The sequence below is a fragment of the Actinoplanes lutulentus genome (assembly GCF_003259845.1).
Taxonomy (GTDB): Bacteria; Actinomycetota; Actinomycetes; order Mycobacteriales; family Micromonosporaceae; genus Actinoplanes; species Actinoplanes lutulentus.
In genome coordinates, this window is the sequence record NZ_QLMJ01000003.1 from 269,801 (window position 1) to 290,526 (window position 20,726).

The 20,726-nt window shown below is 67.9% G+C and carries 20 protein-coding genes and 1 other RNA gene; 4 read left to right on the forward strand and 17 right to left on the reverse strand.

Features of this window, described 5'->3' with window-relative positions; translation table 11 throughout:
• Nucleotides 1–76 precede the first annotated feature (76 nt).
• From ssrA to B0I29_RS08240, 8 genes are all read right to left on the reverse strand, one after another.
• Nucleotides 77–454: a transfer-messenger RNA gene (gene ssrA / locus B0I29_RS08205) on the reverse strand.
• Nucleotides 455–481: 27 nt separating this feature from the next.
• Complete coding sequence (locus B0I29_RS08210; RefSeq protein ID WP_111648290.1) at nt 482–1,237, reverse strand: cellulose binding domain-containing protein; 756 nt, start codon at nt 1,235–1,237, stop codon at nt 482–484.
• A gap of 82 nt (nt 1,238–1,319) precedes the next feature.
• Nucleotides 1,320–1,796, reverse strand: coding sequence for an SsrA-binding protein SmpB (smpB, locus tag B0I29_RS08215; protein ID WP_111648291.1), 477 nt, complete (start codon nt 1,794–1,796; stop codon nt 1,320–1,322).
• Nucleotides 1,797–1,860: 64 nt separating this feature from the next.
• The gene (locus B0I29_RS08220; RefSeq protein WP_111648292.1) at nt 1,861–3,084 is read right to left on the reverse strand and encodes a M23 family metallopeptidase; all 1,224 of its coding nucleotides are present in this window, start codon (nt 3,082–3,084) and stop codon (nt 1,861–1,863) included.
• Between the two features lie 123 nt (nt 3,085–3,207).
• The gene (gene ftsX / locus B0I29_RS08225) at nt 3,208–4,083 is read right to left on the reverse strand and encodes a permease-like cell division protein FtsX (RefSeq protein WP_111648293.1); all 876 of its coding nucleotides are present in this window, start codon (nt 4,081–4,083) and stop codon (nt 3,208–3,210) included.
• Between the two features lie 66 nt (nt 4,084–4,149).
• Nucleotides 4,150–4,830 carry a cell division ATP-binding protein FtsE gene (ftsE, locus tag B0I29_RS08230; protein WP_111648294.1) on the reverse strand — a complete coding sequence of 227 codons (681 nt, stop codon included), beginning with the start codon at nt 4,828–4,830 and terminating at the stop codon, nt 4,150–4,152.
• A gap of 141 nt (nt 4,831–4,971) precedes the next feature.
• Nucleotides 4,972–6,084 (reverse strand): peptide chain release factor 2, encoded by a 1,113-nt coding sequence (prfB, locus tag B0I29_RS08235; RefSeq protein WP_111648664.1) that lies wholly within the window; start codon nt 6,082–6,084, stop codon nt 4,972–4,974.
• A gap of 52 nt (nt 6,085–6,136) precedes the next feature.
• Complete coding sequence (locus tag B0I29_RS08240) at nt 6,137–6,652, reverse strand: PadR family transcriptional regulator (RefSeq protein WP_111648295.1); 516 nt, start codon at nt 6,650–6,652, stop codon at nt 6,137–6,139.
• Between the two features lie 311 nt (nt 6,653–6,963).
• Here B0I29_RS08240 and B0I29_RS08245 point away from each other — a divergent pair, with 311 nt between their 5' ends.
• Nucleotides 6,964–7,956 carry a hypothetical protein gene (locus tag B0I29_RS08245; protein WP_181557734.1) on the forward strand — a complete coding sequence of 331 codons (993 nt, stop codon included), beginning with the start codon at nt 6,964–6,966 and terminating at the stop codon, nt 7,954–7,956.
• Here B0I29_RS08245 and B0I29_RS08250 read toward each other — a convergent pair.
• Nucleotides 7,908–8,411, reverse strand: coding sequence for a DUF6912 family protein (locus tag B0I29_RS08250; RefSeq protein ID WP_111648665.1), 504 nt, complete (start codon nt 8,409–8,411; stop codon nt 7,908–7,910). The genes B0I29_RS08245 and B0I29_RS08250 overlap by 49 nt on opposite strands.
• A gap of 111 nt (nt 8,412–8,522) precedes the next feature.
• Here B0I29_RS08250 and B0I29_RS08255 point away from each other — a divergent pair, with 111 nt between their 5' ends.
• Nucleotides 8,523–8,750, forward strand: a complete 228-nt coding sequence (locus B0I29_RS08255) for a helix-turn-helix domain-containing protein (protein ID WP_111648296.1) — start codon at nt 8,523–8,525, stop codon at nt 8,748–8,750.
• Nucleotides 8,751–8,857: 107 nt separating this feature from the next.
• A complete protein-coding gene (locus tag B0I29_RS08260) occupies nt 8,858–9,394 on the forward strand; it encodes an Rv3235 family protein (protein WP_111648297.1) in 537 nt (178 codons plus the stop codon).
• Nucleotides 9,395–9,506: 112 nt separating this feature from the next.
• On the opposite strand, the gene secA is transcribed toward B0I29_RS08260, so the two are convergent.
• Entirely contained in the window at nt 9,507–12,419 is a 2,913-nt protein-coding gene (gene secA, locus B0I29_RS08265; RefSeq protein ID WP_111648298.1) for a preprotein translocase subunit SecA, read from the reverse strand.
• 175 nt (nt 12,420–12,594) lie between these two features.
• On the opposite strand from secA, the gene B0I29_RS08270 reads away from it, so the two are divergent.
• Nucleotides 12,595–13,617 (forward strand): GNAT family N-acetyltransferase, encoded by a 1,023-nt coding sequence (locus tag B0I29_RS08270; protein WP_111648299.1) that lies wholly within the window; start codon nt 12,595–12,597, stop codon nt 13,615–13,617.
• On the opposite strand, the gene hpf is transcribed toward B0I29_RS08270, so the two are convergent.
• From hpf to B0I29_RS08305, 7 genes are all read right to left on the reverse strand, one after another.
• Nucleotides 13,614–14,234, reverse strand: coding sequence for a ribosome hibernation-promoting factor, HPF/YfiA family (hpf, locus tag B0I29_RS08275; RefSeq protein ID WP_111648300.1), 621 nt, complete (start codon nt 14,232–14,234; stop codon nt 13,614–13,616). The genes B0I29_RS08270 and hpf overlap by 4 nt on opposite strands.
• 274 nt (nt 14,235–14,508) lie before the next feature.
• Nucleotides 14,509–15,201, reverse strand: coding sequence for a ComF family protein (locus tag B0I29_RS08280; protein WP_111648301.1), 693 nt, complete (start codon nt 15,199–15,201; stop codon nt 14,509–14,511).
• Nucleotide 15,202: 1 nt separating this feature from the next.
• Nucleotides 15,203–17,029: an LpqB family beta-propeller domain-containing protein gene (locus B0I29_RS08285; protein WP_111648302.1), complete on the reverse strand. Its 1,827-nt coding sequence runs from the start codon at nt 17,027–17,029 to the stop codon at nt 15,203–15,205.
• The gene (gene mtrB / locus B0I29_RS08290) at nt 17,029–18,654 is read right to left on the reverse strand and encodes an MtrAB system histidine kinase MtrB (protein ID WP_111648303.1); all 1,626 of its coding nucleotides are present in this window, start codon (nt 18,652–18,654) and stop codon (nt 17,029–17,031) included. Before mtrB ends, B0I29_RS08285 begins: the two co-directional genes overlap by 1 nt.
• A gap of 53 nt (nt 18,655–18,707) precedes the next feature.
• Nucleotides 18,708–19,397: an MtrAB system response regulator MtrA gene (mtrA, locus tag B0I29_RS08295; RefSeq protein WP_089293161.1), complete on the reverse strand. Its 690-nt coding sequence runs from the start codon at nt 19,395–19,397 to the stop codon at nt 18,708–18,710.
• Between the two features lie 155 nt (nt 19,398–19,552).
• Entirely contained in the window at nt 19,553–19,756 is a 204-nt protein-coding gene (locus tag B0I29_RS08300) for a DUF397 domain-containing protein (protein ID WP_111648666.1), read from the reverse strand.
• Between the two features lie 51 nt (nt 19,757–19,807).
• On the reverse strand, nt 19,808–20,656 hold the full coding sequence (locus B0I29_RS08305) for a helix-turn-helix domain-containing protein (RefSeq protein WP_111648304.1): 849 nt from the start codon (nt 20,654–20,656) through the stop codon (nt 19,808–19,810).
• Nucleotides 20,657–20,726: the final 70 nt, after the last annotated feature.

Below are 20,726 nucleotides of genomic sequence, written 5' to 3' on the forward strand. Positions count from 1 at the left end.
GAAAGCGGCGGCACCATCGGTGCCGCCGCTTTCCGGTGAACTCTCGCCCGCTCGCGGGCTCAAGTAACCCTCCAACTGGTGGAGGTGCCGGGAATCGAACCCGGGTCCTTCGTTGCTTTGTCAGGGCTTCTCCGAGCGCAGCTCACTATGTCTCTACTCGGCCCTGCCAATCACGTGAGCGAGTTGGCATGACAGGCCCAGCCGTGTTTAATCTCGCCGCCCGGTCCTCACGACTAGAACCGTTTGGCCAGCCTTCTAGCTTATGCCGACAAACCGGGTCGAAGGCGACCCCGGGTCGACAGACTCGCTACTTACCTCAGGCGGCAAGGGCGAAGTCAGCGCGGGAGTTATCCTTGGCGCTTATAAGTTTCCAACGACCGATTCTCGAGACGACGTTGGCTTCCTCGGCTCGCTTCCCCTGTCTCCACGTACGAAGTCGAAACCAGTCACCCCCTGGCATGTGTTCCACAACCCGGCAATCTTAGCTCACCCGACAGGTTCCGCCACCGACGGAGCAGCTTGGTGATCTGACGTTGCGGTCGCCGTCCTTGCCGCCCTGGAATCCGGCGGTGATCGCGGCGCCCGCGTTGAGGGTGCCGCTCAGGGTGACCTGCTCGCCGCCGCCGCTGGCCCGGGTGTTCCAGACGCCGTAGACCTTCACGTCGGAGCCGGACGGATAATTGATCGTCACGGAGTAATCGCGGCTGGCGGAGGCCTCGTTCTCGATCCGCACCGAAGCGATGAAGCCGCCCCGCCAGGTGGCGGTGGTGGAGTACGTGACGGCGAGATCGTTGACCGGCGCCGGCGTGGTCTTGGTCGGCTTCGGAGCGGCCGGGACTGTCGTCTTCTCCGGCGTCGGCGCAGCCGTGGTGGGCGCCGGCGCACCGGGCACGGAGGCGGCGGGCGAAGCCGCCGGAGACGACGGCGAGACTGACGCGCCCGCCGACCGGCTGGACGAGGCCGACGGTGAGGCTGAGGCAGAAGCCGACGAGGCCGACGGCGAGGCGCCGGCCGCAGCCGTCGCGGTCGTCAGCGGCTCGTCCAGCGGAATGTGGTTCTCCACCGCCTGAAGGTCACCGGCGGACGGGTGAACGAGTAACGGGTCACCCGCGGCGGAGGCGGAACCACCGCCGCCGGACCGGACCACGATCAAGCCGACCAGAGCGACCAGTACGGCAGCGGCCAACCCGAGGATGAGTCGTGCCGGGGTGAACCGGCGTTCGGCATGCTTGGACAACGACCGGGTCTCCTCGCGCGACAGAGCCAGCGGACGACAGGAAGCGATAGATCAACAGAACCAGGCTGGGCAGGATACCCCGTCAGTCCATGCCTTTGGCACGGCGGCCCATCGCGCGGTTGATCTCCCGCTGGGCGTCCCGGGCGGCCAGGTCGTTCCGCTTGTCGTAGCTCTTCTTGCCCTTCGCGACGCCGATCTCGACCTTGGCGTAGCCGTTCTGGAAATAGAGCGAGAGCGGCACCAGCGTGACACCGTCGTCGCGCAGCTTGCTGAGCACCTTGTGGATCTCTTCGCGGTTCAGCAGCAGCTTGCGGACCCGGCGCGGCTCGTGGTTGGTCCAGGTGCCCTGCGTGTACTCCGGGATGTGCAGCCCGTGCAGGAAGATCTCGCCGCGGTTCTCGTGGCCGAACGCGTCGACCAGCGAGGCACGCCCGAGACGCAGCGATTTCACCTCGGTGCCGGTCAGCACCATCCCGGCCTCGTACGTCTCGAGGATGGAGTAGTCGTGGTACGCCTTGCGGTTGGAGGCAACCGGCTTACGCCCTTGTTCGCGCGGCACGTCGGCCCTCCCTATTGACGATGGTGGAACCGATCAATCCTACCCGGGCCCGCCCGGCAAAGCCTCAGCAGAGGCAGCCGGGCAGATAGTGCAGCGGATTGCGCGGGACCCCGCCGAAACGGGTCTCGAAGTGCAGGTGTGCGCCGGTGGACGCCCCGGTGCTGCCGACCCGGCCGATCACCTGGCCGCGGCGCACGTAGGACCCGCGATGGACGTACATCCGGGACTGATGGCCGTAACAGGTGGTGAACCCATATCCACCGAGCTGCCCGTGGTTGATGCACGTGTAGTTGCCGTACCCACCGGCCCAGCCGGCCTGGATGACCCGTCCGGTGGCCGCGGCCCGGATCGCGGTGCCCGATCCGGCCGCGAAGTCGGTACCCGCGTGCAGCTGCCACACCCGGTAGTAGGGGTCGTACCGATTCCCGAAGTCGCTGCTCTTCCAGCCCTGCACCGGCATGGTGAGCCGGCCGCCGCCGTAACCCTTCACCCCACCGGTCCGGCTGTCGTAACCGCGCAGCGCTGCTTGGACCTTGCGCTCGGTCGCGAGCGCGGCACGGTAGTTCGCGAGCACGGTGACCCGTTGCGCCTGTGCGGCGCGCAGCGCGGTCTGCCGGGCGAGGACCAGGTGGTACATCGCCTGCCGGGCCTCGACCGCGGCCGTCTGCGCCGCTTGCGCGGCACGCAGCTTGGTGAGGGCGACGCGCTCGAATTCCTCCGCGGCGCGCTTCGCGGCGCCGGCTCGGTCATGCGCGGCGCGGGCGTCCCTGCGAGCACCCACGAGGGTACGCACTTCGGCCTGCTCGTGGTCCATGAGCTGCTCGACGAAGCCCATCCGGTCCAGCATGTCCTGTGGTCCGGAGGCGGTGACGAGCACGTTGACCCGGGAGAAGGTGCTGCCCATGTAACTGGTCGCGGCGATCCGGTCGACCCGGGAGCGGGCCTCGCTGACCCGGTCCGCCGCGTTGGTGTAGTAGTCGGCGACCTCGCGGTACTCGGCGCGGGCCCGGTTGGCCTGCCGCCGGGCGGTGTTGGCCTCGACCTTCGTGGCGACGACGACGCCCCGGGTGGTGGCGACAGCGCGCTGTGCGGCGGGCATCGACGCGGTGGCGGCGGCGAGGCGGCGGGCTGCGGCGCGGGCGGTGACGCTCGCACTCTCCAGCAGCGCCTCGGCCTTGCGGACCGCCCTGGCGGCGTCGTCACCCCGATCAGCGGCGGCCGGCTCCTCGAAGAAAGCCAGCAGACACAGACAAATGGTGAGCAGAGCAGCAGAACGGCGATACCTCACGGGGAGTCACCGTACCCCCACCAATCGCCCGCAATGCCGTAAATCGCCCGACGGCCGCGACCCCGTCAGGGATCGCGGCCGTCGAATTCAGCTCGTTTTCGTGCTTTTACGTGCGGGAACTACTTAGACCTTGAGGTAGAACCGCAGGGTGACCCATGCGGTGACAGCGCTGACCAGCGAGCCGACTCCGGCGAGCAGCGGCAGCATGAGCCACACGTTGCCGTTCGGGATGGGCGTCAGGATCGTGGTCAAGGCCTGCAGCTTGTTGTCGAGCAGCACGACCTTGCCGATGAACAGGGCGACGAACCCCAGCACCGAGCCGATCAACCCGGCGACCACCGCCTCGAGGACGAATGGTGCCTGGATGAACCAGTTCGATGCGCCCACCAGCTTCATCACCGCGACTTCTCGGCGCTTGCTGTAAGCGGCCACCTGGATGGTGTTGCCAACCAGCAGCAACGCGGCGAATGCCATCACCGCCGCCACGACCAGTGACATCACCTGGATCGAGTTGAAGATCTTGAAGACCTTGTCGAGCAGGGTTCTCTGGTCGATGATCTGCCGGATCCCGGGCAGACCCTCGATCTCCTTGGCGAAGTCCGCGTACTGCTCGGGGTCGCTCAGCTTCACCCGGTACGACTCGGGGAGGCTGCTCGCGCTGATCGAGTTGACGAAGTCAGGAGAGTCCTCCCAGAGCACCTTGAAGCGCTCGAAGGCCTGCTCCTTGTTCTCGTACGTCTTCTCCTTGACCAGCGGGTTGCTGTCGATCGCCTGATCGATCGCCGCCCGTTGTGCATCGTCGACGTCGTCGTTCAGGAAGATCGAGACCTCGATCTCGCCGTAGTAGAAGGTCTTCATCCTGTCGACCTGCATGTACATGAGCACGCTCGCGCCCAGCATGGTCAACGAGACCGACATGGTGATGATCATGGCGACCGTCATCGTGACGTTTCGCCACAGGCCCACCAAGACCTCGTTGAGGACGTACTTCACGCGCATCGGGGGGATCCTCCAAGGACTCCGCGTTTTGCTGTGTCAGCTGCCGGCACGAGCACGGAGCCGGGCCTATCCGTAGACACCGCGGGCCTGGTCACGGACGATCCGTCCGCTTTCGATCTCGATGACCCGCCGGCGCATCTGGTTGACGATGTTGGAGTCGTGCGTGACCATCACGACGGTCGTGCCAGTCCGGTTGATCCGATCGAGAAGACGCATGATCTCGATCGAGGTATCCGGGTCGAGGTTACCGGTGGGCTCGTCGGCGAGCAGGATCAGCGGCCGGTTCACGAACGCCCGGGCCACCGCGACTCGCTGCTGCTCTCCACCGGAGAGCTCGTGCGGGTAACGGTGCTCCTTGCCGCCGAGGCCGACCAGTTCCAGCACCTCGGGAACGACGCGCCGGGCGACGGCTTTCGTCTTGCCGATCACCTCAAGGGCGAACGCCACGTTCTCGTACGCGGTGCGGTTGGGCAGCAGGCGGAAGTCCTGGAAGACACAACCGATCGAACGCCGGAAGTGGGGGATCTTCCACGAGCGCAGGGAGGTCACGTCCTTGGCGTTCACCACCACTTTGCCGCTGGTCGGAGCGACCTCTTTCAGCAGCAACTTGATGATCGTCGACTTACCGGAACCGGAGGGGCCGATGAAGAAGACGAACTCACCCTTCTCGATCCCGACGCTGACATTGTCCAACGACGGCCGAGACGCCTTCGGATACGTCTTCGTCACGTTCTCGAGCTGAATCACGGGACTGGAGTCTACGCGGTGTAACGAATTCGCCAAGTCCGCCGGGGGCCGGAATATTTGCCACCTGCGGTAACAGCCGAACCGGGCACTCCTCGCCTGACCCAGCGTTCAGGCGAGGTAGCGCTCAGTGACGAAATTGGGCTAGGCGCTCATCTGGTTCTGTTTGCGCCACCGGACGCCCGCCTCGATGAAGCCGTCCAAGTCGCCGTCGAAGACGTTCGTTGGGTTACCGACCTCGAACTCAGTGCGCAGGTCCTTCACCATCTGGTACGGGTGCAGGACGTACGAACGCATCTGGTCGCCCCACGAACCGGTGGTGTCCTGCCTCAGATCGGCCATCTTGGCAGCCTCTTCCTGGCGCTTGCGCTCCAGAAGACGGGCCTGGAGCACCCGCATGGCGGCCGCCTTGTTCTGCAGCTGCGACTTCTCGTTCTGGCAGGACGCCACGATGCCGGTCGGGATGTGGGTCAAGCGGACCGCCGAGTCGGTGGTGTTGACGCTCTGCCCACCCGGGCCGGACGACCGGTACACGTCGACCCGGATCTCGTTTTCCGGAATGTCGATGTGGTCGGTCTGCTCCACAACGGGCATAACCTCGATGCCGGCGAAGCTGGTCTGCCGGCGGCCCTGGTTGTCGAACGGGCTGATCCGGACCAGGCGGTGGGTCCCGGACTCGACGCTCAGGGTTCCGTAGGCGTACGGCACCTTGACCGCGAAGGTGGCGGACTTGAGGCCGGCCTCTTCCGCGTACGACGTGTCGTAGACCTCGGTCGGGTAACCCTTCCGCTCCGCCCAGCGCAGGTACATCCGCATCAGCATCTCGGCGAAGTCGGCGGCGTCCACACCACCCGCTCCGGCCCGGATCGCGACCAGGGCCTCCCGGGAGTCGTACTCACCGGAGAGCAGGGTGCGGACCTCCATCTCCTCGATGGCCTTGCTCAACGTGACGAGCTCGTCGCCGACCTCGGTGATCGAGCCGGCGTCACTCGCTTCTTCGGCCATCTCGAGGAGGAGGCCGGCATCGTCGAGACGGGAGCGCAGGCGCTCCAGCTTGGAGATCTCTCCCGAGACGTACGCGAGGCGGCTGTTGACCTCCTGCGCGCGAACCTGGTCGTCCCAGAGGTCCGGGGCTGAGGCCTGCTCCTCGAGGTCGGCCTTGTCGCGGCGCAGCTTGTCCACGTCCAGGACGGTCTCGATGTTGCGGAGGGTGGCGTCGAGGACTTTGAGTTGCTCAGGAAAGTCGGCAGCGGTCACGACACCCAAGACTACGCCGCCCGGCCAGTCAACTGGCCGGGCAGGTCGTATATCAGCTCGTCGGCACAGCCTTGAGCCATGTGAGAGCGGCCTTGTGATAGGCGACGGCGAACTCCAGCGCGGCCGCGCCGTACGGATCACCGTTCTTCTTCGCCTCCTTGGCCTGCTCCTTGGCCATCGCCATGGCTTCGGAGTGGTACTGATTGGCGGTGCTGTAGAGCACCTCCAGCTGCTCACCACTGTGCTGCTGACCGAAAGCCACCCGCAGCGCGATCGGATTGCGCAGAGCGTCCCGGCCGGGCGACTCCGCGAGCCAGCGGCTGAACGCGCGCTTGCCAGAAGCGGTGATGGCATAGGGCTGACTGGACCTGGGACCCGGCTTGCCGAGGCGGACGTACCCCATTTCGGCCAGTACGGGCAATTCGCGGTAGACCTGGCTCCGCGTCATCGACCAGTAGGGCCCGAGGCGGCGTTCGGCAGCCGCCATCAGCTGACCACCGGTCATCGGCCCCTCGTGAAGGAGTCCGAGGAGGGCAGCCGCCGTCGGATTGATTTGGAAGTCGGGCATGCCTTCTAAGCTGCCACTTTGTAGCTCTGGCGTCCAGGATTTCGCACGATCCGTCCAGTTTGCGCCTCCACAAACGACTGTCCCGCACAGACAGTCCGACAACGAGGGTGCAGACCCGGCGTTTCGCCGTTGAAACCGCCCTTGACCAGGTAGGATGGAACACCTATTCGGTCAGACGGCACGTGCAAGGCAGGAAACCTCCCAAACAGGGCAAACGTCGCGTGCAAAAAACGACACTTGGCTCATGTGCGGATAGTTCTACGGGACCGGCCGATCGGGTGGCCGCAGGTTCGCCCGCTACCCTGACCTCCATGACCGACCGTGACAAAGCTCCGGAGAGCTCCGAGGGATCCCGGCTCACCGTGATGCTGCTCGCGGCCGCCGCCCTCGCATGGACGGCCGCGATGCTCTGGTCCGCCCGGGTGACCATCACCGGCCGGGCGAACGCCGAGATGGAGGTGACCTCCACTGCGTACGCGTTGCCCGGAGCCGTCTCCGCCGACCTGGTGGCCGGAGCCGCCGTGGCCCTGCTCGTCCTGACCCTGATCGGGTCGCGGCGGACGCTCGGCGCCACCGTCCGCTTCGCAGTCGCGACCGGCGCCGGCCTGCTGGTCGGCGTGCTCAGCGCGGTCACCATGATCACGATCAACACGGCCGGGTCGCTCTACGCGATCGTCGGCGGCACCGTGGCGGCTGCCGCCACGATCGGCGGCGCGCTCGCCGGGTTCCGGATCCCGCGGGTCATCACGGCTGCCGTGGCCGCCTCGGTCGGCGTGTTCGTGCTCGGGTTCGTGCTCAACCTCTTCCAGTCGCCGGTGCTGGACCTGCTCGGCGCCGACGACACCGCGTCGTCAGCCAACGCGGCACAGTGGTTCTCGTACGGGCAGGCGGCGCTCAGCGGTCTCGCGGCCGGTCTGATCGCGTACTTCCTGCTGCGCAAGGCCGAGGTCAAGTGGCCGTTCTACACCCTGGCGGGCGCCGGTCCCGGCCTGGTCGTGGTGATCGGCGAGATCCTCTCCCGGACCGCCGGGGCCGAGGTGCTCGAGCTGGCCGGAAAAGTCAGCCCGTTGGACCAGCTGGCCCAGCAGATCCTCAGCACCGCGCGGCTCAACAGCGGCCTGGTCGTCCTCTTCGTCGGCGCGATGACCGCGATGCTCGCGGTCGGACGAACCCTCTCCCCCACGGACGAGGACGAGACCGAGGCCGCGACCGAGCAGAAGGCCACGGAGAAGGACGAGCCCGAGGAGAACGAGGGTCAGGTCAGCTCGTCGAGCTCCGAGACGGCGTACCACTCCAACTCGTGATCCTCGGCGCTGTCGACGGTGAACTGCGCGTCCGGGTCACCGGCCAGCGCCTCCTCGACCACGCCGGCCGCTGCCTCGACCGCCTCGGCGGCGTCAGCGCTGTCCACATGGATGCTCGCGACCTCCTTCAGCGTGATCGGCTGCGGCAGCCGGACCGTGCTGGAGCCGAGCTCGGTGTCCTCGCGTACCAAAGAGGTCGTAGGCACGTCGGCCGAGACCACGACGCGCCGGTGTGGCGCTGAGGGGTCCTGCCGCAGCAGCCTCAGAGCGTCCTGGGCGGCGCGGGTGAAGGCCACGTACTCCAGCTCCTCCTCGTCGCCCTCCGCGTACCACTCCCGCAGATTGGGAGTCACCGCGTGGGCGGCCGTGGTCGCCTCGCCGAGTCGCCCGGCTGCTTTCAGGGCCGCGAGCATCGGCACGGTGGCCGGCACGTAAACCCGGACCAGGTCGGTGATCGGCACGTCTTCCTCCTGCGCTTCGCGAGTCCGGCCCTCATTCCACCAGGCGTCTGTTCATCGTGACGATCCGGGATCCAACTCGGCCGCAAACGGTGGCAAACTCAGGCTATGGAACCTCGATTCCTGTTGCTGGGCGACGTCGCCACCGAGCTGAACGTCTCGGATTCGCAGGTCTACCACATGGTCCGCAGCGGTGAGCTGCCCGCGATCAAGATCGGTGGCCGCGGCCAGTGGCGTGTGGAACGCGCCAAGCTGGAGGAATACATCCAGCAGAAATACAGCGAGACGGCCACCTGGGTCCGGGACAACCCGTTGACCGAGCGTGAGCCCGACTGAGGCGTTTTGCCTCTTCGCTCGCATCGTTCGCCGCGCATTGCCCCGCCGATCGTCCATGGGCGACAGTCGAAGGCAAACGTAGGCAAACACAAGGAACGGAGGCCTTCATGCGGTCGACGATCCACCTGCGCCCCGCGCCTCGGCACGATCCACCGTTCGACGACGAGCTCGCCCCACAGGTCTGGAGCCCGCCACGGCAGCAGCTGGCGCTGGACTGGACCGTCCCGGCCCCGCCACCGGCACCGGCCGGCGTTCCGCGGCCACCACCGCCACCCGGCGCCTCCGGCGACGCGCGGCTGGCCGTCCGACGTTTCGTGCACCTCTGCGTGGAGGTCCTCAACGGATTCCGCCCGGCCGGGCACCTGCGCCGGCTCAGCCTGCCGGCCACCGCGGCGGAGGTGGTCGACTCAGGCCTGGCCGGCGCGCAGTGGGTCGGCCGGCTCCGCAAAGCCAAAGGCGGCAAAGCCAAGGGGATGCGGCGCCCGGATCCGGTGATCGTGCTGCGCGTGCAGCTCTGTGAGCCACGGGCCGGCGCCATCGAGGCCGCGATCGTGCTGGTGACCGGCGACCGGACCTGGGCCTTGGCCCTGCGGATGGAGCTCCATGAACAGAGCTGGGTGGCGACGACCCTGTGCCTGATCTGAGCCCCCGGGGCGTCCGGCGAGCATCACGGGCGGTGGGCGTCCCGGGCAGTGCCCCTGGGGGCAAACGAAACGGCCCGCAGCGGATGCCGCGGGCCGTTTCGAAACGAGACTGTCAGGCGGTGCCGGGCGCGCCGTGGCAGCGCTTGTACTTCTTGCCCGAGCCGCAGTAACACGGCGCGTTACGCGACGGGCCGTTCGACTCCTGGCCGGCCACGCGGTTCGCCGCGGTCCGGGCGCCGGTGTGTGCCGGGTTCGCCGGAACAGGCGTGCCACCGGGGCCGATGTTGACCTGGCCCTGCGGCTGCTGCTGGATCACCGGGCGACCGGTGCCGGCCTCACCGTCGATCGCCGGAGCTGTGTACTGAAGGTTCTGCTGACGGCCGGGACCGCCGAGGCCCTTCGCACGCACCTCGACCCGCTCCGGCTCGTCGCCGTCATCCAGGTCGTCATCGTCGCCGCCGACCTTGGGCAGCTCGAACGCCTGGGACGGGTCGACCGTGATGGTGGGCTGTTCCTCGACCTGAGCTTCGAGGTTGAAGACGAAGCCGACGGCTTCCTCCTTGATGCCCTCCATCATCTGGTTGAACATGTCGAAGCCCTCGCGCTGGTACTCGACCACCGGGTCGCGCTGCGCGTAGGCCCGCAGGCTGATGCCCTCCTGGAGATAGTCCATCTCGTAGAGGTGCTCACGCCACTTGCGGTCGATGACCGCGAGCAGCACCTGACGCTCCAGCTCGCGCAGACCCTCCTCGCCCAGCTCTTCCTCGCGGGCCCGGTACGCCGCCTGGGCGTCCTGCTTGAGCTGCTCGGCGAGGAACTCCTGGTCGACCGTGTTCCGCTCGCCGCCGGACTCCTCGACGATGTCCTCGATGGTGATGGTCATCGGGTAGAGGCGCTTCAGGTCGGTGAAGAGCTGTTCGAGGTCCCAGTCCTCGGCGAAACCGTCGGCGGTGGCCGCCGAGACGATGTCCGCGATCACGTCGTCGATCATGTGCGTGACCTGGTCGTGCATGTCCTCGCCATCGAGCACCCGGCGGCGCTCGGCGTAAACGACCTGGCGCTGCTTGTTGAGCACCTCGTCGTACTTGAGGACGTTTTTCCGGATCTCGGCGTTCTGACCCTCGATCTGGGTCTGCGCGCCGCGGATCTGGCGGGTCACCATCTTGGACTCGATCGGCACGTCGTCCGGGATGTTGAACCGCTCCATCACCGCTTCGACCGCACCGGCCCGGAACCGCTTCATCAGGTCGTCCTGCAGCGACAGGTAGAACCGGGACTCACCCGGGTCACCCTGACGGCCGGAACGACCACGCAGCTGGTTGTCGATGCGGCGGGAGTCGTGGCGCTCGGTGCCGAGCACGTAGAGCCCGCCCGCGGCCTGAACCTCGGACTGCTCCGTCTCGCATGCCTGCTTGACGGTCGGGAGCACCTCTTCGAGCGCTTTCGCGTACTCCTCGGGGTTCTCCACCGGGTCGAGCCCGCGCTGGGTGAGCTCCTGGGCGGCGAGGAAGTCCGGGTTGCCACCGAGCAGGATGTCGGTGCCACGGCCGGCCATGTTGGTGGCGACGGTGACGCCGCCCTTGCGGCCGGCCTGCGCGATGATCGTGGCTTCCTGCGCGTGGAACTTCGCGTTCAGCACGCTGTGCGGGATGCCCCGGCGGCGCAGCAGCGTCGACAGGATCTCCGAGTTCTCCACCGAGACCGTGCCGACCAGCACCGGCTGGCCGGTGACGTGGCGCTCGGCGATGTCCTCGATGACCGCTTCGAACTTGGCCTTCTCGGTCTTGTAGATCACGTCCGGGTGGTCGATGCGGACCATCGGACGGTGCGTCGGGATGCTCACGACGCCGACCTTGTAGACGCTGTTGAACTCGCCGGCCTCGGTCTGCGCCGTACCGGTCATGCCGCCGAGCTTCTCGTACAGACGGAAGTAGTTCTGCAGGGTGATGGTCGCCAGGGTCTGGTTCTCCTGCTTGACCTCCACCCCCTCTTTCGCCTCGATGGCCTGGTGCATGCCCTCGTTGTACCGCCGGCCGTGCAGGATGCGGCCGGTGAACTCGTCGACGATCAGGACCTCGTCCTCAGGACTGACGATGTAGTCCTTGTCCTTCTTGTAGAGCTCCTTGGCCTTGATGGCGTTGTTCAGGTAACCGACCAGAGGGGTGTTCACCGACTCGTACAGATTGTCGATGCCCAGGCGGTCCTCAACCTTCGCCACACCACGCTCGGTGATCGCGACGGTGCGCTTGGACACGTCGACCTCGTAGTCGCCCTCGCCGTCCTTGCCGGCCTTGAGCCGGTTGACGATCTGGGAGAACTCGCCGTACCACCGGGCGGAGTGCTCGGCCGGGCCGGAGATGATCAGCGGGGTCCGCGCCTCGTCGATGAGGATCGAGTCCACCTCGTCGACGATCGCGAAGTTGTGCCCACGCTGCACCAGCTCAGCTTTCGACCACGCCATGTTGTCGCGCAGGTAGTCGAAGCCGAACTCGTTGTTCGTCCCGTACGTGATGTCGCACTGGTACGCCGCGCGGTGCTCGATCGACGGCCTGTTCGGCAGGATCACGCCGACGGTCAGGCCGAGGAAGACGTGCACCCGGCCGACCCACTCGGCGTCACGCTGAGCGAGGTAGTCGTTCACCGTGATGATGTGCACGCCCTTGCCGCTCAACGCGTTGAGGTAGGCGGGGAACACACCGGTCAGGGTCTTGCCCTCACCGGTCTTCATCTCCGGGATGTTGCCGAAGTGCAGCGCGGCGCCACCCATCAGCTGGACGTCGTACGCCCTCTGGCCGAGCACTCGCTTGGCACCCTCACGAGCGACCGCGAAGGCCTCGGGGAGCAGCGAGTCGAGTGCCTCGCCCTCCTCATAACGCTCCTTGAACTGCTGGGTGCACTCGCGCAGCTCGTCGTCGGTGAGGTCGACATAGTCGTCCTCGATCGAGTTGACCGCGTCCGCGATCGCTTTGAGCCGTCGCACCATGCGGCCTTCGCCGGCGCGAAGAATCTTTTCCAATATCGACACGGGTCAGCGCTCCCCTAGACAGTCTGCCGAACCATCGTAGGCACCTTCGCCCGGGACCTGTGACCCGAGCCTCCAGTGAAACTGGCAAACAGGGCGAAAGGTGTCAGTAAGTTCGCTGACAGCGTCATTTCAAACCAGTTTGGCGTCCCGGGCGCGTCACGGCGAGGATGACCGAGTGGATCAAAAGATCAGGGTGCTGCTGCGTGAGCTCCGGCCGGACGACGCCCCGGCGATAACCGAGGGCGAGACAGACCCTGCGTTCCAGCGCTTCCTGGGCACAAACCGGTTCGCCGGCGCCGGGAACGGCGAGGAAAAGCTGGTGATCGAGGGTCCGGACGGCGATTTCCTCGGTGTCATCACCGTCACACCCGAGCTCACCTTCTGGGTCGCACCCGGCGCCCGGCGCCGCGGCGTCGCGACCGCGGCCCTGCGAGCGCTCGGCGAGCGCGGCTCCGAGGGCCGCCTCGAACTGCTGATCGGCTGGGACAACCCGGTGGCGCAGCGGGTGGCGATGGCCGCCGGTTACACCCGGGAGGGCGTACGCCGCGAACCTGGCGGTGAGCAGCAGGTCTGGTCGCGGCTGGCCGGCGATCCGGCGGAGCCCGCCCCGCGACTGCTGCCCGATCTGCCCGGCGGGGAACTCAGCGACGGCGTGGTGAAGCTTCGACCGCTGGGCGTACAGGATGTCGGTTTTTACACCGAGCTGCACAATTTGCCGGAAGTGGTGAACACCAGCGTCCCGCCGGTGCCGCCGACCCCGGAAGAGGTGCTCCGGCGGTGCTCCCGGTCGGACGCGCAGTGGCTGGCCGGCACGCGCGCCGATCTGGTGATCCTGGACGAGGCCACCGGTGAGCCGGTCGGCGAGATCGACCTCTACTACCAGGAGCCGCCGACCCAGCAGGCGATGATCGGGTACAGCATGCTGCCCGGTCATCGCGGGCGAGGCCTGACGACCCGCGCGGCACAGCTCGTCGCCCTCTGGGCGTTCGCCGAGACCGACATCGTGCGGCTGATCGCCGGGGCGGCCCCGGACAACACCGGATCGCAGCGGGTGCTGGAGAAAGCGGGTTTCCGGCGGGAGGCGTACCTCAGCTCGCGGCTGCCCGGCCCGGACGGCACCCGGATCGACGACGTGCAGTACGTCCTTCTCGCTGGAGACCTGCTCGCACAGGCCTCCAGCGGCGGATCGAGTACCTAGGCGCCCAGGCTGAGAATGCCGTAGTCGTAACCGCGACGGCGGTAGACGACGCTGGGCCGGCCGCTGTCCTTGTCCTGGAACAGGTAGAAGTCGTGGCCGACGAGCTCCATCTGGAACAGGGCGTCGTCGACGGTCATCGGCTCAGCCGGATGCTCTTTCTCCCGGACGATGCGCCATGGCTGGTCCGCGTCGTGCTCGCTCAGCTCGGTGTCGACCTCCGGCTCCGCGACCAGGGTGCCGGTCCGGCCGGGGTGAACGTCGGTGGGGAGGTTGGCGGTGGCCGCCGCGACGGAAACCGGCGCGTGCCGGCCTCGGTGGACTCGGCGGCGGTCGGCGGAACGCCTCAGCCGGCCGTCGAGTTTGTTTATGGCGCAGTCCAGAGCTGCGTAGAAGTCTTGCGCCTGGGCCTCGGCTCGAACGACCGGGCCGCGCGTCATGACGGTGATCTCGACTCGCTGGCAGGTGTCGGCCTGCCGCGGATTGCGTTCGTGGAAGAGCTCGACGTCGACTCTCATCAGCTTCGGGTCGTAACGCTCGACCTTGCTCAGCTTCTCGGCGACATGCTCTCGGTAATGATCGGGAACCTCTACGTTGCGGCCCTTGACGACAATGTCCACTCGTGACCTCCCCCAACGTTGTGCTTGCGGGCGCCGAACCACGGCGCATCCTGCATAAAGACGCCGCGTGACTTACCACCGTCGCGGCCTACGTGGGTGGGACGACTCCTTTCCGGTGCGGGGAACTGGCCCGTCGGCGCTCCGGTGGCGGGTAACGATTCCGCTAACCCTCGTCACCTAGACGCTAACCTGCCGCTGCCTGTCCGTCACCACTCGTTTGGGATAACCGATGGCTGACATTCGCCTCTATCGGCACCCCGGGACGGCATGGGAGTCAAATGCGGGGAGTGATTTTGCGCAGTTGTGTCGCTGCCAGCACCGCAGCACCCGTGACCTGCATGTCCGCCTCCTCAAGCCGGCGAACCACCGCCGCCAGAGTGGCACCGGTGGTGACGATGTCGTCCGTCACCACCAGGGTCCCCCTCATCCGATCGCCACGCCGACGAACGCTGATTCGAGGATTGATTCGCAGGGAATTGACAGCTGCCGCGTGCCGTCCGGCAGCGTCCAGTGACGTGGAGTCAGGGCGGGGCAGCGCTCGCAGCGGCTGAACCATCCCGGCCGTCCAGCCGGCCGCCCGCAGCCGCCGCACCGCGTGACCGGTCATCCGGGCCATGTGGTCGCCGTGCCGCTGCCGGCGGGCGGCAGCCGTGGACGGGACCGGGATGAGGACCACCGGGCGGTCACGCGGCGCAAGCGCCGCTACCGCGCCGGCCAGGAGCGTGCCGAGCGGCCGGGCGAGCCGGTGCCGGCCCTTCTCCTTGTACGCGAGAAGAGCGCCCCGTAAAGGCCCCGCATAGGGCCCGACAGCCGCGCAGGCCGGAAAACCCGGTGGTGGCGGCGTGGGGGCCGCCGGATGCGGTACCAGGGCTTCCAGGTCGGCCACGCAGACCGCGCAGGTCCCGTACCGAAGTCGCACTCGTTCGGTCTCGCACCCGGCGGCCAGATCACCGAGAAGAGCGAACATCTCAGTTCAGGAAGAAGGGCGCTGCCGGCACGGTGTTCGCCGGCTGATCGCCGGGCGGCTGAGCCAGGTCGGCCGCGTCGATCCGGACCGGGGTGGAAAGCGCGTCCCACGCCGCGTCCGCCGTCGTGTACGAGACGTAGTCGGCGTTGCCCAGCTCGTTGCTGACCGGGTTGGTGGGGTTCGCCGGGTACGCCGTCACGTAGTTCACCGTGTCGTCGCCGAGGTCCGCCAGCCGCGGGTCCTGGAGCGCGCCGTCGATCGTCACATCCATCACGCTGACCCGCCCGTCGCCACCGCGGGTGCCGGCGACGGTGAGCCAGCCCTCGCCGCTGAAGTCGGCCGCGGTGACCGGGTTCAGCGGGGGACGCAGCAACTCCGGCTCGCTGAGCGACACGCCGTCGCCGCTGACCGCGAGGACCGCCCGGTAGAGCCGGCCACCGGCCACGATCGCCACCCGGTGCCCGTCCGGCGCCACGGTGATCGCGGTGATCTTGCCGATCACACCGGACACCTGGACCTGCCGGGCCGCGCCGCCCTCGGCGCGGAAGCTGTAGAGCCCGCCGCTGCCGATGATCAGCCCGATCGAGGACCCCGGGCGGTCGTCGCTGGTCATCGCCCAGACCGGGTATCCGAGGCCGGACGGCAGGCCGCTCACCTCACGCAGGGTGGCGTCCTGACCGCTGCTGTCCAGCGTGACGCCGACGCGCAGCGCCTCGCTGCCGCCCGATCCGGTGACCAGGGCGGCGTAGGTGCTCGTCGCCGTGGAGCTCAGCGCCGCGGTCCGGACGTCCTTGTTCGCCTGCGGCGGGACCGCCGGGATCGCCTCGACCGCGCGCGGTGACTCGGACAGCCGGACGATCTTCCCGCCGTACACCGCGAACCGTTGCGGAAGACGTTCCAGCCGGGAGGCGGCGTTGCTGGTCTCGTAACCGGTGCCGTAGTAGTTCTCGGTCTCCTGGTGGCCGATCTTGAGGGCCAGGTTGTCCGGCAGGAGCGTCCGCAACGACCACTGGAGCTGCCGGCGGAGCCGGTCCAGCGCCTCCGGGGCGCCTTCGGTCGGCACCGCCTGCGCGCTCAGGTTGATCGACAGGGTCTGGTTGGCGATCGCTGGCACCTTGCCGAGCAGCGCGGTGCCCTCCGGCAGGAGCTCCACGGCGCTTTTCAGCCACGGCGCCGGGCCCTCGATGAGCCAGCCGATCACGGTGGTCGGCACCTGCTCGATCGGCACGTCGCGCAGCATGTACCGCACGTCCGGGATCAGGCCGGTGTGCTCGGTGTTCCAGAAGTAGATGGTCCGCTGCGTGTACCGGCTCGCCAGCGCGGTGTCGGTGATCAGCAGGAACGGCGGCGCTTCCAGTACGTACAGCGAGATGCCGTCCTCGGCGGTGCCGAGGGTGATCTCGTACTTGCCCCGGACCGGCTCTTTCGGCGGCTCCAGCAGGCCGTTCTTGCCGAGCGTGCCGACCAGTTCGTACGTGATCTTGACCTCGGGGTCTCCGGGCGAGACCAGCGGATTACCGACCAGCCGGATCACCCGCGGGATGGTCACCGGCTTGAAGTCGGCGCCCGCCCGCGGTGACATGAACTCCTTGACCCGGTCGATCGCGCCGTCGTAATCGCCGGCTGCCGCGGCCAGGTAGTTGTCGACGAACTCGGTCCGGTCGCTGGTCGTCGTCCGGGTGGCCTGGTCCGGCGTGGCGTCGCTGCCCGACGTGATGCCGGTCGACGGGCCGGGGCCGACCACGGTGACCCCGGACTCGTCCGGGATGCCACAGCCGCTCAGCACCAGCAGGGAGACCACCACGAGACAGGGAAGGGAACGGCGCATCAGCTGCTGACCTCCGCCGGACGATCACGGGGAATGAGCGGGAGCGGCGCCGCGACCAGCCGGTCACCGGCACGCACCGGCAGGGTCAGGCGGAACTGGGAGCCCTCGCCCGGCGATCCCCACGCCTCGAGCCAGCCGCCGTGCAGGCGGGCGTCCTCGACGCTGATCGACAGGCCCAGGCCGGTGCCGCCGGTCTGCCGGGCACGGGACGGGTCGGCACGCCAGAACCGGTTGAAGACCAGGCGCTCCTCCCCCGGTTTCAGCCCGATCCCGTAATCGCGCACGGTCACCGCGACGGCGGCCTCGTCGGTCGTCATCGTCACCACGACCGGTTTGGCCTCGGCGTGCTCGATCGCGTTGCCGACCAGGTTGCGCAGCACCCGCTCGACCCGGCGCGGGTCGACCTCGGCGATCACCGGGGTGTCCGGCAGGCGTAGCTCGACCTCGACGCCGGCCCGCTCGGCCAGGCCGGCGAGCCGCTCGGTGACCCGGCGCACGATCGGGACCAGGTCGGAGTGCTCGGCGTCCAGCGCGGCGAACCCGGCGTCGAACCGGCTGATCTCCAGCAGGTCGGTGAGCAGGCCTTCGAACCGGTCCAGCTCGGCCTGGAGCAGCTCGGCGCTGCGAGCCACGGCGGGCTCGAAGTCCTCGCGCTCCGAGAAGATCAGGTCAGCTGCCATCCGTACCGTAGTGAGGGGTGTTCGAAGTTCGTGAGAGACGTCCGAGGTGAACCGGCGCTGGAGGCGGGACATCTCCTCCAGCCGGACGATCTGCCGCTGGAGGTTCGCCGCCATCTGGTTGAACGCCGCGGCGAGCAGCGCCAGGTCGTCCTCGCCGTCCACCTTCATCCGCTGGTCGAGCAGGCCGGCCGAGAGCCGCTGCGCGGTCCGCGCGGCCACCCGGACCGGGGTCACCACCATGCGGGTGACCAGGCCGGCCACCACCCCGAGCAGGATCACCAGCGCGATGCCGGTGACCAGCACGGTCGTCCGTATCTGGTTGGCGGCCCGGTCCTCGGTGGTGAGCGGGACCATGTAGTAGAGCTCGAGGTGACCGAATTTGGTCGGCACCGGGGAGCCGTAGACCAGATATTTCGTCGTGATGCCGTTGAGGTCGGCGGTCCGGATCTGCTGCGCCACCTGACCCTGCTCGGCGACCGTCCGGATCATGTCCGGAGTGATCAGCTGGCGGGTGTCCACGTTCGGCAGGGTGACCGCGGGCAGGTCCTGGTAATGCTCGGCCCGGATCGAGATCACCGAGCCGCCGTCCTCGGCCTGATCGCCGTCGAAGAGCTCGTTGACGGTGTCGTTGATCGTGTTCGCCAGCTCCGGGTCACGGGCCTGCGGGTGCACGGTGAGCTGGCTGTACGCGTACGCCACCTTGCCGCTCATCGACGAGGAGATCTCGTCCTGGGTGCGGCTGAGCAGGATGTTGGCGCTCTGCGCGGCGATGAACCAGCCGAACGTGCCGACCAGCAGGCTGGAACCGACCAGGGTGAGCGTGACGACCCGCAGGTGCAGCGAACGACGCCAGGCCCGCCGGGCCGGCGCCGTGTATTGCTTGCCGTGCCGGGCGACCACGCGCCAGTAGCGCCGCACCACTCGAAGGGCACGGCGCACGGGCATCGGGAGCCAGGAAGGAGCACGCATCTCGCGGCAACATTAACCGCTCGGACGACCTAGCCGGTGCCCGCCTTGTAGCCGACTCCACGGACCGTGAGGATGATCTCCGGCCGCTCGGGGTCCGGCTCTATTTTCGCCCGCAGTCGCTGGACGTGCACGTTGACCAGACGGGTGTCGGCCGCGTGCCGGTAACCCCAGACCTGCTCGAGCAGCACCTCGCGGGTGAAGACCTGGCGCGGCTTGCGGGCGAGCGCGACCAGCAGGTCGAACTCCAGCGGGGTCAGCTTCACCTCCTCGCCGTCGCGCGACACGGTGTGCGCCGGGACGTCGATGGTGATCTGGTTCCCGGGCGGGCCGATGGTGAGCATCTCCGGCGCGGCGTCCTCGCCCCGGCGCAGCCGGGCCCGCATCCGGGCCACCAGCTCCTTGGGCTTGAACGGCTTGACCACGTAGTCGTCGGCGCCGGACTCCAGGCCCAGCACCACGTCGACGGTGTCGCTCTTGGCCGTGAGCATGACGATCGGGATGCCCGACTCGGCTCGGATGGCGCGCGCCACGTCGATGCCGCTCATGCCGGGAAGCATCAGGTCCAGCAGGACGATGTCGGGACGGCTTTCCCGGAAGGCCGCCAGAGCTCGTTCACCGTCCGCGACGAAGGAAGGCAGGAATCCTTCGCTGCGCAGGACGATGCCGAGCATCTCGGCCAACGCTGGGTCGTCGTCGACGACCAGTACCCGGGCTCTCATGCGGTCCAATATTGCACTGTCCTGCCGATGTCCGCGCTACCCGGGGGTCGATCTTGCCCCGAGAACGGCCGATCTTTTCCGGCACCCCCGCACGGAGGCATAGAAAACGGGCGGTCCCTGACCCGGGACCGCCCGTCGTGGCACACGATCTGCGATCAGATGCCGGGCCGGTCGAACTCTCCGGCTCGGACACCGGCGATGAAGCCGGTCCAGTCGCCCGCGCCGAAAGTGAGCACCGGACCCGTGACGTCCTTCGAGTCACGGACCAGCACTGCGGCCGGAACGTTGGCGACCTCGACGCAATGCCCAGCAGCGCCACTACGGCTGCTCTTACGCCAGGTGAGCGTGGCGTTCTGCATGATCATCTCCTTCCGTGGAATACCTTCTCCATTGGACCCCACGGCGAGGGCTCACCGAGCCAATCGATCCCTCGTCTCAGCGATGGCCGTTCGGCTCTCTTCTAGCGACAATGCGCGTTCCTGCAGGTCATCGAATGCGTCTTGATAAACGTCGATCTCCTCGGGCTTCACCCGGAAGAGGCCGCCCGTCAGTCCCTCGATGTGCACCACCGGGTTACGCGTGCCCGGCGCGAACTCCATGACCAGAAAAGACTCGACGAGACCCGCGTGCGCGCCGGCCTCGAAAGGGAGGATCTGGAGCTCCACCTCAGGACGGCTGCTCGCCTCGTAGAGCCGGCTCAGCTGGCGCTGCTGCACCTCCCGGCCACCCACCTCGCGCAGCAGGACACCCTCGTCGATGACGATCCGCAGGCTGGGCGGAGGGTCCCGGGCCAGCACCTCCTGACGGCGCATCCGCAGGGCGAGACGCCGCGCGATGATGTCCATGTCGTCGATGTCGGCGCCGGTCTCGATCACCGCCCGCGCGTACTCGTCGGTCTGCAGCAGGCCCGGCACCACCTGGGCCTCCCACTCGGTGATCAGCACCGCTTCGCCCTCCAGGGCGAGGTACTCGTCGTACGGATCCGGCACCGACGATCGGTACGGTGTCCACCAGGCTCGCGCCCGTCCGCGGCGGGCGAGATCACGCAGCCGCCCGCGGTCCTCGACGGCGACGCCGTACAGCGTGAGGAGCCGGTCGAGGTCGGCCTCGGTGATGCCGGTGTGCGCCGTCTCGATCCGGCTCAGTTTGGACTCCGACCAACCCAGAGCGGTCGCCACGTCGACCGCGCGGCGTTCACCGCGGAGCCGGCGCAGTTCGCCCCCGAGCTCCTGACGTGCTGTCGATGTCGGCCGAGCCACGGAGCCACCATATCGGCGTATCGATGAGCCGTTGCAACTTGCAAAGGATGCATTGCGCTTGCAGTGCCTC

Excerpts from the sequence above, each read along its gene's own strand:
- ftsX (WP_111648293.1), bottom strand. The coding sequence starts at position 4,083 with ATGCGCGTGAAGTACGTCCTCAACGAGGTCTTGGTGGGCCTGTGGCGA.
- B0I29_RS08240 (WP_111648295.1), bottom strand. The coding sequence starts at position 6,652 with ATGCCCGACTTCCAAATCAATCCGACGGCGGCTGCCCTCCTCGGACTC.
- B0I29_RS08245 (WP_181557734.1), top strand. The coding sequence starts at position 6,964 with ATGACCGACCGTGACAAAGCTCCGGAGAGCTCCGAGGGATCCCGGCTC.
- B0I29_RS08255 (WP_111648296.1), top strand. The coding sequence starts at position 8,523 with ATGGAACCTCGATTCCTGTTGCTGGGCGACGTCGCCACCGAGCTGAAC.
- B0I29_RS08260 (WP_111648297.1), top strand. The coding sequence starts at position 8,858 with ATGCGGTCGACGATCCACCTGCGCCCCGCGCCTCGGCACGATCCACCG.
- B0I29_RS08280 (WP_111648301.1), bottom strand. The coding sequence starts at position 15,201 with ATGTTCGCTCTTCTCGGTGATCTGGCCGCCGGGTGCGAGACCGAACGA.
- B0I29_RS08285 (WP_111648302.1), bottom strand. The coding sequence starts at position 17,029 with ATGCGCCGTTCCCTTCCCTGTCTCGTGGTGGTCTCCCTGCTGGTGCTG.
- mtrB (WP_111648303.1), bottom strand. The coding sequence starts at position 18,654 with ATGCCCGTGCGCCGTGCCCTTCGAGTGGTGCGGCGCTACTGGCGCGTG.
- mtrA (WP_089293161.1), bottom strand. The coding sequence starts at position 19,397 with ATGAGAGCCCGGGTACTGGTCGTCGACGACGACCCAGCGTTGGCCGAG.
- B0I29_RS08300 (WP_111648666.1), bottom strand. The coding sequence starts at position 19,756 with ATGCAGAACGCCACGCTCACCTGGCGTAAGAGCAGCCGTAGTGGCGCT.